The sequence below is a fragment of the Dokdonella sp. genome, assembly GCF_019634815.1.
Taxonomy (GTDB): domain Bacteria; phylum Pseudomonadota; class Gammaproteobacteria; order Xanthomonadales; family Rhodanobacteraceae; genus Dokdonella_A.
Map to the genome: position 1 here is coordinate 72,427 of NZ_JAHCAP010000016.1, position 9,284 is coordinate 81,710.

Here is a 9,284-nt window from a genome sequence, read left to right on the forward strand (position 1 = left end):
TGATGCGCTGCGGCGCTTTGGCTCGCGCCAAGACGACCGCGCTGGATCGGCTAAGCTAACAGCGCTTGCGACAGCAGTTCGAATTGTGCGGTTGCGGGACTCCGATATCAAGCAAGACAAGGCTTTGCATGCGATTCATTCCTTCCCTGATGACCCTGTCGCGCGGCGCCTGTGTGCTTGCGTTGTCGACCCTTGCAGCCTGTGCGAGTCACGCGCCCACGCGGTCCGATGCGGTGGCGCCGGCGTCGACGCAGTCGCTCATGCAACCGGTGGATTCCGGGCACGACCTGCTCGCCAAGCTGCTCGCGGCGCAGTTCGCCCTGCAGAACGATGACCTCGCCACCGCTGCGGCGGGGTTTGCCGATGCTGCGACCCTGTCGGACGACCCGGCTCTGGCCGAGGAAGCGACCCAGCTCGCGCTCGCTCACAAGGATTGGGCCCTGGCCCGGCACGCACTGGCGCGCTGGCAGGTGCTCGCGCCGCAGGCGCCGGGGATTGCCCAGTCCAAGGCCTGGATTGCACTGGGCGAAGGGCGGACGAACGATGCGGTCGGGGACCTGCAGGCGCTGCTTGCCAGCGGTGACGACAAGGCCTGGCGCCTGATCGCGCAGACCCTGCTCAATGCGCCCGACAAGCTCGCGGCGGCCGTGGTATTGGCGCGACTGGCTCCGGCCGACCATGTGGGGAGCAAGGAAAGCAATGCCGTCGCGGTGAGCCAGCTTGCCTTCAAGCTCGGTGACAAGTCCTATGCGCGGCGGTTGGCCGATGCGGCCGTCGACCGCTTTCATGGTGAAGATGCCTATGCCTGGAGCGGCAGCCTTGCCGCAGCCAGCGACGACCTGCCGCGTGCGCGCACGGTCTTTGCGCAAGCCATTGCGCGTTTTCCCGCGAGCAAGCGCCTGCGCAGCGGTTACGCGGCGGTGCTGGGAAAGGCCGAAGATGCGCGGGGCGCCGCCCTGATCCTGGCCGGCGGACCGCAGGATCAGACGACCTTCGCCGCGCGTGCCGCCTATGCCGCACGGGCCGACGACAAGACCTTGCTCGGCGCCCTGTATCGGGAAGTGCTTGCCGACAAGGGGGCGCGCGATGGCGCACGCCTGCTGCTTCTGGGGCAGCTCGCCGAACTCATGGAAAAGCGCCCCGCCGCGATCGATTGGTATCGGGCGATCAGCGAGCGCGACGACCACTATTTCGAAGCCCAGCAGCGGCTGGCGATCGTGCTCGAGCAGTCCGATCGCCTGGACGAGGCGCTCAAGGTGCTGCAGCGTCTGGCGACGACGGTCAATGGCGAGCCTGAACAGCAGCGCGAGGTTTGGTTGCTGCAAGCCGATCTGCTTGGAAAGCGTGACCGCACGGCCGATGCGCTGGCGGTCTACACGCAGGCGCTCGCGGCGCTGCCCGACGATGCGCGCGTGCGCTATGCGCGGGCGCTGTTCTCGATCGAGCACGGCGAGGTGGCCGCTGGCGAGCGCGATTTGCGTGCGATCGTGCAGCAGCATCCCGACAACGCCGAGGCGCTCAATGCGCTGGGCTACACGATCAGCGATCACTCCAAGGACGATGCCAGTCGCCAGCGTGAGGCCTTCGAGCTGATCAAGCGCGCGCTCGAGCTCAAACCCGAAGAACCGGCGATCATCGACAGCATGGGCTGGGTGCGCTATCGCCTTGGTGATCTCGATGCCGCGCTCGGCGAGCTGCGGCGCGCCTACAAGAAGCAGCCCGATGCCGACATTGCCGCGCATCTGGGCGAGGTGCTGTGGATGAAGGGTGAGCACGCCGAAGCGCGGCGGATCTGGGACGAAGCGCGCAAGAAGAACGCCAAGAGCAAGGTTCTGGTCGAAACCATCGAGCGCTTGACCCGATGAAGCGATGGTCAATTCGGTTGTTGGCGGCGATCGGAATCATGCTGCTCGCCGGCTGCGTGACCTCGCCCACGCGTCAGATTCCCGCGAACGCCCGGATGCTGGCTGCGCAGGAGTTGCGCGAACAAGCATTGGCACAGCACACGCGCTGGACGCTGGAAGGGCGACTGGGCGTCAGCGACGGGCGCGACAGCGGCAGTGGCTCGCTGCAGTGGCAGCAGGACGGCGCGGTCTTTCGATTCACCGTGCACGCGCCGGTCACGGGCAAGACCTGGGTGCTGTCGGGCGATGCGCAGGGCGCCGAGCTGGAAGGATTGCGCGACGCGGCCATTCGTGGCGGCGATCCGGCCGAATTGTTGCGGCGCGAAGTCGGCTGGCAGGTGCCGTTCGCCCAACTCGTCGACTGGGTGCGCGCCGTACGTGCGCCGGGTACGGCGAATATGCAGTTCGACGCGCAAGGACTGCCCGCGCAGATCGAGCAAGACGGCTGGACGATCCGCTATGGCGATTACGATCTGGCGCAGTCGCCGCCGCTGCCGCGCCGCGTGTTTGCCAGTCAGGGCGAACGGCGCGTGCGCCTGGCGATCCGTCGCTGGCAGCCATGACTCGCGTCAGCACGGCCGGCGATGCCTGGAGCACGTGGTCGGCGCCGGCCAAACTCAACCTGTTCCTGCACATCGTGGGTCGGCGTGCCGACGGGTACCACCTGCTGCAGACTGCCTTCCAGTTGCTCGATTGGGGCGATGAAATCAGTCTGCGCGTGCGCAGCGACGGGCAGATCCATCGCCACGATCCCTTGCCCGGCATTCCCGAAGCAGCCGATCTGGTGGTCCGCGCTGCTCAGGCACTGCGCGAGGCCAGCGGCTGCAGACTCGGGGCAGATATCGGCATCCTCAAGCGGATCCCGCTCGGCGGCGGCCTCGGCGGTGGCAGTTCCGATGCTGCCACCACTCTGGTTGGCCTGAATGCGCTGTGGGGCTGCGGCCTGGATGCAGAGTCGTTGGCCCGCATCGGGCTTGGCCTCGGAGCCGACGTGCCGGTGTTCGTGCGTGGGCACAGCGCCTGGGCCGAAGGCATCGGCGAAGCGCTCACGGAGCTGGCCTTGCCGGAGCCTTGGTACGTGATCGTCGACCCCGGCGCGAGCGTGCCAACCGCTGAACTTTTTGCGGCCCCGGAATTGACACGTGCTGCGCCGCAACTGACAATTCCCCGTTTCCTTGCAGGCGAATCGACCGTCAACGCGTTCGAGCCGGTCGTGCGCACGCGCTATCCCCGCGTCGCAAGCGCTCTGGATTGGCTCGGCCAGCATGGTCAGGCACGACTGAGTGGTTCGGGCGGCTGCATCTTCACGGCAGTGAACAGTGAAGAGGCGGCGCGGCGAATCGTCAACGAGGTTCCTGCGGGAATGCGTGGCATCGCTGCGTGTGGCGTGAATGAATCACCCTTGATGACCTGCCTTCGCGATTGGCAGGCCAAGGGGCAGTGAGACAGACGTGGCGCGGCTTTGCCGTGACCGTTTGCATGCAGGCCGGGCAGGAAGCCCGGATCAGCTCGGATATTGGGGCGTCGCCAAGTGGTAAGGCACCGGGTTTTGATCCCGGCATTCGCAGGTTCGAATCCTGCCGCCCCAGCCAAATCGAAGGAATGGCAAGTTTGGTCGGCAGGATGAGAACGCAGGTTCGACCGATCCGCAGGAGCGGATCGGAAACAGCGGCGCAGCCGCTGGCCCGAAGGGCGAAGGGCAGGAAGCCCGAAGTCATCCTGCCGCCCCAGCCAAGCTTGATGGAGCAGCAAGAGCCTGGATGGCAGGATGAGAACGCAGGTTCGACTGATCCGCAGGAGCGGATTGGAAACAGCGGCGCAGCCGCTGGCCCGAAGGGCGAAGGGCAGGAAGCCCGAAGTCATCCTGCCGCCCCAGCCAAGTTTGCTTGGTCTTTTCTAATTGCTGAAATCGATGACAGCGTTGCGCTGCGATGGAGACCAAGGTGGATACATCGGGAATGCTCGTCTTCGCCGGCAATGCGCATCGCGCGCTGGCAGGTGCGATCTGCGAGAAGCTCAGCATGCCGCTGGGCAAGGCGTTGGTCGGGCGCTTCAGTGACGGCGAAGTGCAGATCGAGATCGAGGAAAACGTGCGTCTGCAGGACGTGTTCGTGATCCAGTCGACCTGCGCACCGACCGCCGACAATTTCATGGAATTGCTGGCGCTGGTGGATGCGCTCAAGCGCGCCTCGGCGGCCAGTGTGACCGCGGTGATTCCGTATCTGGGTTATGCGCGTCAGGATCGGCGCCCGCGTTCGGCGCGCGTGCCGATCACGGCAAAGGTCGCAGCGCAGATGATCGGCGTGGTCGGCACCGACCGGGTGCTCACGGTCGACTTGCATGCGGATCAGATCCAGGGGTTTTTCGACGTGCCGCTCGACAACGTGTATGCCTCGCCAGTGTTGCTCGCCGACATCTGGCGGCATTACTACGCCAAGGGTGAGTTGATCGTGGTGTCGCCCGATGTCGGTGGCGTGGCGCGTGCACGCGCGGTCGCCAAGCGGCTCGACGATGCGGACTTGGCGATCATCGACAAGCGCCGTCCGCGTGCCAACGAGGCGACGGTGATGAACATCATCGGCGAGGTCAAGGGCAAGGTGTGCGTGCTTGTCGATGACATCGTCGATACGGCCGGCACCCTGTGTGCGGCGGCAGCGGCGCTCAAGAGGAATGGGGCGCGCAAGGTGGTGGCTTACTGCACGCATCCGGTGCTGTCGGGCGCAGCAATCTCCAACCTGGAGAATTCGGTGCTCGACGAGTTGGTGGTCACCGACACGATTCCGTTGCGTGAGGATGCACGCAACTGCACGCGCATTCGCCAGCTCTCGGTTGCCGAGTTGCTCGCGGAAACGATCCGGCGCATCGCCTTCGGCGAGTCGGTGAGTTCGTTGTACGTGGATTGACGGAGCCGGGTTTTTCCGGCTCTCAACCGCTCTCCTGGTCGCGGGGGAGCATCATCGCCGCCGCGAGGCGGTTTTACTGCAAGAAGGCAATTTGAAATGGCCAAGACTCATGAAATCAAGGTTGAACGGCGCAACGACGAGGGCAAGGGTGCGAGCCGCCGCCTGCGTCGCGCTGGTTTCGTTCCCGCCATCGTTTACGGTGGTGAACTGGCTCCGGTCAGCATCCAGATCGAGCACAAGTCGGTCTGGCACGCGAGCCAGAACGAGTGGTTCTATTCGTCGATCCTCGACCTGAGCCTGGGCGGCGACGTGCAGAAGGTGTTGCTGCGTGACATGCAGCGCCATCCATACAAGCAGATCGTGATGCATCTGGATTTCCAGCGCGTCAACGAGAATGAAGCGCTGCGCCTGCGCGTGCCGTTGCACTTCCTCAATCAGGAAGTCTCGCCAGCGGGCAAGACCTCGGGCGTGGTGATCATGCGTGAGCTGACCGACATCGAAATCTCCTGCCTGCCCAAGGACCTGCCGGAGTACATCGAAGTCGACCTGTCTGCACTCAAGGTCGGTGACATCGTGCACACGTCCGATCTCAAGCTGCCCAAGGGCGTGGAAATCCCCGACCTGCGCTTTGGCAAGGAACATGACCACGCCGTGGTCGTGGCCAAGGAAATGCGTGAGGAAGTCGAGGCGGCGCCAGCTGCCGAAGGTGATGCGGCAGCGGCGGCTCCGGCCGCGGCGGCGGCTCCGGCGAAAAAGGACGAGAAGAAGTAATTCCTGCCGGCATCGGCGCATGCCGTTTGCCGGCGATGTCCGGACGCGCGGAACCACCGGTTCCGCGCCGTTTTCGCCGCCGCATCCGGCATGTGATCCGACCGGTTGGTTTTCTCGCACGTCATGGCGCCCCTTCGCCTCATCGTCGGCCTTGGCAATCCCGGCGTCGACCACTTGCGCACGCGCCACAACGCGGGCTTCTGGTTTGTCGATGCCCTGGCGCGACGCGAAAGCCTGGGTTTCGGCATCGAAGCCAAGCTGCGCGCCCAGACCGCCAGGCTCGTGCTCGATGGCGAGCCGGTGTGGCTGCTCAAGCCCAATACATTCATGAATGCGAGCGGCATCGCGGTGGGCGCCGCGCTGCGTTACTGGAAGATCGAGCCCGAGGAGATGCTCGTCGTCCACGATGATCTCGATCTGCCGCCGGGCGTCGCCCGTCTCAAATTCGACGGCGGACATGGTGGCCAGAACGGCCTGCGCGACCTGTTTGCGCATATCGGCCACGGCAAGTTTCACCGGCTGCGCATTGGCATCGGACATCCCGGGCACAAGGATCGCGTGACCAGTTGGGTACTAGGCAGGCCGTCGGCGATGGACGAGGAAGCGATCCTGAACGCGATCGGCGCTGCTCTCGAAGTGTTGCCGCTGGCGGTGCGGGGCCAATTCGATGCGGCAATGAAACAGTTGCACACCAGCGGGTAGTCTGAATTCGGATTGCGGCGATGGTCATGGCATTGCCTGCCATTTGATCTGCCCCATTCCCGATCCACGATTCCCGTTTCCCGACTTCACCTTTTCCGGAATTCAAGCATGGGCATCAGATGCGGCATCGTCGGTCTGCCGAACGTCGGCAAGTCGACTCTTTTCAACGCGCTGACCAACGCCGGCATTGCCGCGGCGAATTTTCCTTTCTGCACGATTGAGCCGAACGTGGGCGTGGTGCCGGTGCCCGACCCGCGCCTGGCGGCGCTGGCGGGGATCGCCAAGCCGCTCAAGATCATTCCCACCTCGATCGAGTTCGTCGACATCGCCGGGCTGGTCGCCGGCGCCTCCAAGGGTGAAGGCCTGGGCAACAAGTTTCTCGCCCACATCCGCGAGGTCGATGCGATTGCCCATGTGGTGCGTTGTTTCGAACACGACGACATCGTTCACGTGGCCGGCAAGGTCGATCCGATCGCCGACATCGAGACCATCGATACCGAGCTCGCGCTGGCCGATCTGGAGTCGGTCGACAAGGCGCTGGCGCGCGTCGAGCGTGCCGCCAAGGCCAATGACAAGGAAGCAATGGCGAAAAGGCCGGTGTTGCAGAAGCTGGCTGCCGGGCTCAATGAAGGTCGTGTCGCACGCAGCTTGGGTCTGGACGAGGAGGAGAAGGCGCAGGTGCGCGACCTGTTTCTGCTCACGCTCAAGCCGCTGATGTACATCGCCAACGTGCGCGAGGAAGGGTTCGAAAACAACCCGCATCTGGATCGCGTGCGTGAGCGTGCCGCGCAGGAAGGCGCTGAAGTCGTACCCGTCTGTGCTGCGATCGAAGAGGAGATGGCCCAGCTCGAAGAGGCCGATCGTGACGAATTCCTCAAGGATCTGGGGCTGGACGAGCCGGGGTTGAATCGAGTCATCCGCGCCGGCTACAAGCTGCTCGGTCTGCAGACCTACTTCACTGCGGGTGAGAAGGAAGTGCGCGCCTGGCAGGTACGCAAGGGGGCCACCGCGCCACAGGCTGCAGGCGTGATCCACACTGATTTCGAACGCGGCTTCATTCGCGCCGAAACCATCGCCTACGATGACTACATCAAGTACAAGGGCGAAGCTGGCGCGCGCGATGCCGGCCGCTTGCGGCTGGAAGGCAAGGAGTACATCGTGCAGGAAGGCGATGTGCTGCATTTCCGCTTCAACGTCTGATCGCCTGCAATCTGGAGGCTGACATGCCGGGACAACAACGCGAACTCGAGTTCCGATTCCTGGCCGAGCCGACCGATGTCAACTTCGGCGGCAAGGTTCACGGCGGCATGGTGATGAAATGGATTGATCAGGCCGGCTATGCAGCCGCGGTCGGCTGGAGTGGCAGGTACTGCGTGACGGTGGCGGTGGGCGGCATCCAGTTCGTCGAGCCGATCCTGATCGGCGATCTCGTGACCGTGCGCTGCAAACTCATCCATACCGGGCGATCGAGCATGCAGTTTGCGGTGGATGTGATCGCGCGGGATCTCAAGACCACGCATTCACGTCGGGCAACCAGTTGCATCGTGATGTTCGTGGCTCTGGATGCGCCCGATGGCAAGCCGACCCCGGTCCCTGCATGGACTCCGGTGAGCGACGAGGATCGCCGTCTGGCCGATTTTGCCGGACGCCTGCAGGAGCTGTCGCAGGCGATGGAATCCGAGGTCAGCCGATTCCGCGCCGATCCGGCATCTCCGACCTGAGCGATTCGAATGGCTGGAGATGACCTTCGAGGCCTGTTGAGCCTTGACACTGCCGTCGCCCAGACAGGACAATGCGCGGCTCGCCTCGGGGCACTCTCGAGGCATGCACCTTCGGTGGTTCGATAAATTTGTCTTGAACGAATTTGAACGCGACGCGAAAGCGGCGCGGCCCCGCAAGGGGCGCAGGGCAGGAAGCCCGGAGTCATCCACCTCCCTGCGGCGCGAAGCGCTGCCGAGGGTTGGCCGGAAACTCGGGTGCTGCAAAGACAATTGAAAAGTTTCCGGAGGGATACCCAAGCGGCCAACGGGGGCAGACTGTAAATCTGCTGGCTTACGCCTTCGGTGGTTCGACAAATTCGTCTGGAACGAATTTGAACGCGACGCGAAAGCGGCGCGGCCCCGCAAGGGGCGCAGGGCAGGAAGCCCGGAGTCATCCACCTCCCTGCGGCGCGCAGCGCTGCCGAGGGTTGGCCGGAAGCTCGGGTGCTGCAAAGACAATTGAAAAGTTTCCGGAGGGATACCCAAGCGGCCAACGGGGGCAGACTGTAAATCTGCTGGCTTACGCCTTCGGTGGTTCGACAAATTCGTCCGGAACGAATTTGAACGCGACGCGAAAGCGGCGCGGCCTCGCAAGGGGCGCAGGGCAGGAAGCCCGGAGTCATCCACCTCCCGGTGGCGCGCAGCGACATCAGGGAGATGGGCAGGACGGGCGACAACGGCAGGAACGAAAGAGATTTCCGGAGGGATACCCAAGCGGCCAACGGGGGCAGACTGTAAATCTGCTGGCTTACGCCTTCGGTGGTTCGAATCCACCTCCCTCCACCAGTTTCAGAATGTGCAAGGCATCGAAAGAGGTGGATTCGACCCACCCAACACCGATGCCGGCACTGGAAGCTTCAAACCGCAATGCAGCGCGGGAGTAGTTCAATGGTAGAACTGTAGCCTTCCAAGCTACTAGCGCGGGTTCGATTCCCGTCTCCCGCTCCATTGAGTGGCTCCAGTTCAAGGGTCCAGCCCGGATGCTGGTGCCTTGCCGCCACGGAAGGCAGTTCAAGTTCACGCTCACGTAGCTCAGTCGGTAGAGCACCTCCTTGGTAAGGAGGAGGTCACTGGTTCGATTCCAGTCGTGAGCACCAGATTCGTGCGCCCCTTGACGGGCGTGTGGTGCAAGCGGCGACCTTTTGCGGTCGCAATTTCCAAGAGAGTCTCATCAGAGGTTGATGCCATGTCGAAGGAAAAATTCGAGCGCAAGAAGCCGCACGTGAACGTGGGCACGATCGGTC

General features: G+C 63.9%; 8 protein-coding genes, 4 tRNA genes and 2 other RNA genes. All 14 read left to right on the top strand.

Translation table 11 applies throughout. The features are described 5' to 3' along the window. The first annotated feature begins 149 nt into the window (after positions 1–149). The 14 genes from KF759_RS09455 to KF759_RS09520 all read left to right on the top strand — a co-directional run bounded on the left by KF759_RS09455 (position 150) and on the right by KF759_RS09520 (position 9,137). On the top strand, positions 150–1,865 hold the full coding sequence (locus tag KF759_RS09455) for a tetratricopeptide repeat protein (protein WP_291224843.1): 1,716 nt from the start codon (positions 150–152) through the stop codon (positions 1,863–1,865). After that, positions 1,862–2,467, top strand: a complete 606-nt coding sequence (gene lolB / locus KF759_RS09460; protein ID WP_291224844.1) for a lipoprotein insertase outer membrane protein LolB — start codon at positions 1,862–1,864, stop codon at positions 2,465–2,467. The genes KF759_RS09455 and lolB overlap by 4 nt, the downstream gene beginning before the upstream one ends. Continuing rightward, positions 2,464–3,348: a 4-(cytidine 5'-diphospho)-2-C-methyl-D-erythritol kinase gene (ispE, locus tag KF759_RS09465; RefSeq protein ID WP_291224845.1), complete on the top strand. Its 885-nt coding sequence runs from the start codon at positions 2,464–2,466 to the stop codon at positions 3,346–3,348. The genes lolB and ispE overlap by 4 nt, the downstream gene beginning before the upstream one ends. A 73-nt stretch (positions 3,349–3,421) precedes the next feature. Next, positions 3,422–3,496 (top strand) — tRNA-Gln (locus tag KF759_RS09470). A gap of 10 nt (positions 3,497–3,506) precedes the next feature. Further along, positions 3,507–3,638: non-coding RNA, RtT sRNA (locus tag KF759_RS09475), on the top strand. Between the two features lie 13 nt (positions 3,639–3,651). Then, positions 3,652–3,783: non-coding RNA, RtT sRNA (locus tag KF759_RS09480), on the top strand. A gap of 79 nt (positions 3,784–3,862) precedes the next feature. Continuing rightward, positions 3,863–4,807: a ribose-phosphate diphosphokinase gene (locus tag KF759_RS09485; RefSeq protein ID WP_291224860.1), complete on the top strand. Its 945-nt coding sequence runs from the start codon at positions 3,863–3,865 to the stop codon at positions 4,805–4,807. Positions 4,808–4,903: 96 nt separating this feature from the next. After that, positions 4,904–5,578: a 50S ribosomal protein L25/general stress protein Ctc gene (locus KF759_RS09490; RefSeq protein WP_291224847.1), complete on the top strand. Its 675-nt coding sequence runs from the start codon at positions 4,904–4,906 to the stop codon at positions 5,576–5,578. Positions 5,579–5,701: 123 nt separating this feature from the next. After that, a complete protein-coding gene (pth, locus tag KF759_RS09495) occupies positions 5,702–6,280 on the top strand; it encodes an aminoacyl-tRNA hydrolase (RefSeq protein WP_291224849.1) in 579 nt (192 codons plus the stop codon). 108 nt (positions 6,281–6,388) lie between these two features. After that, a complete protein-coding gene (ychF, locus tag KF759_RS09500) occupies positions 6,389–7,480 on the top strand; it encodes a redox-regulated ATPase YchF (RefSeq protein WP_291224851.1) in 1,092 nt (363 codons plus the stop codon). Between the two features lie 23 nt (positions 7,481–7,503). Next, positions 7,504–8,001, top strand: coding sequence for an acyl-CoA thioesterase (locus tag KF759_RS09505; RefSeq protein WP_291224853.1), 498 nt, complete (start codon positions 7,504–7,506; stop codon positions 7,999–8,001). 739 nt (positions 8,002–8,740) lie between these two features. Continuing rightward, a tRNA-Tyr gene (locus KF759_RS09510) sits at positions 8,741–8,826 on the top strand. 88 nt (positions 8,827–8,914) lie between these two features. Beyond that, a tRNA-Gly gene (locus tag KF759_RS09515) sits at positions 8,915–8,988 on the top strand. Positions 8,989–9,061: 73 nt separating this feature from the next. Beyond that, positions 9,062–9,137 (top strand) — tRNA-Thr (locus KF759_RS09520). Positions 9,138–9,284: the final 147 nt, after the last annotated feature.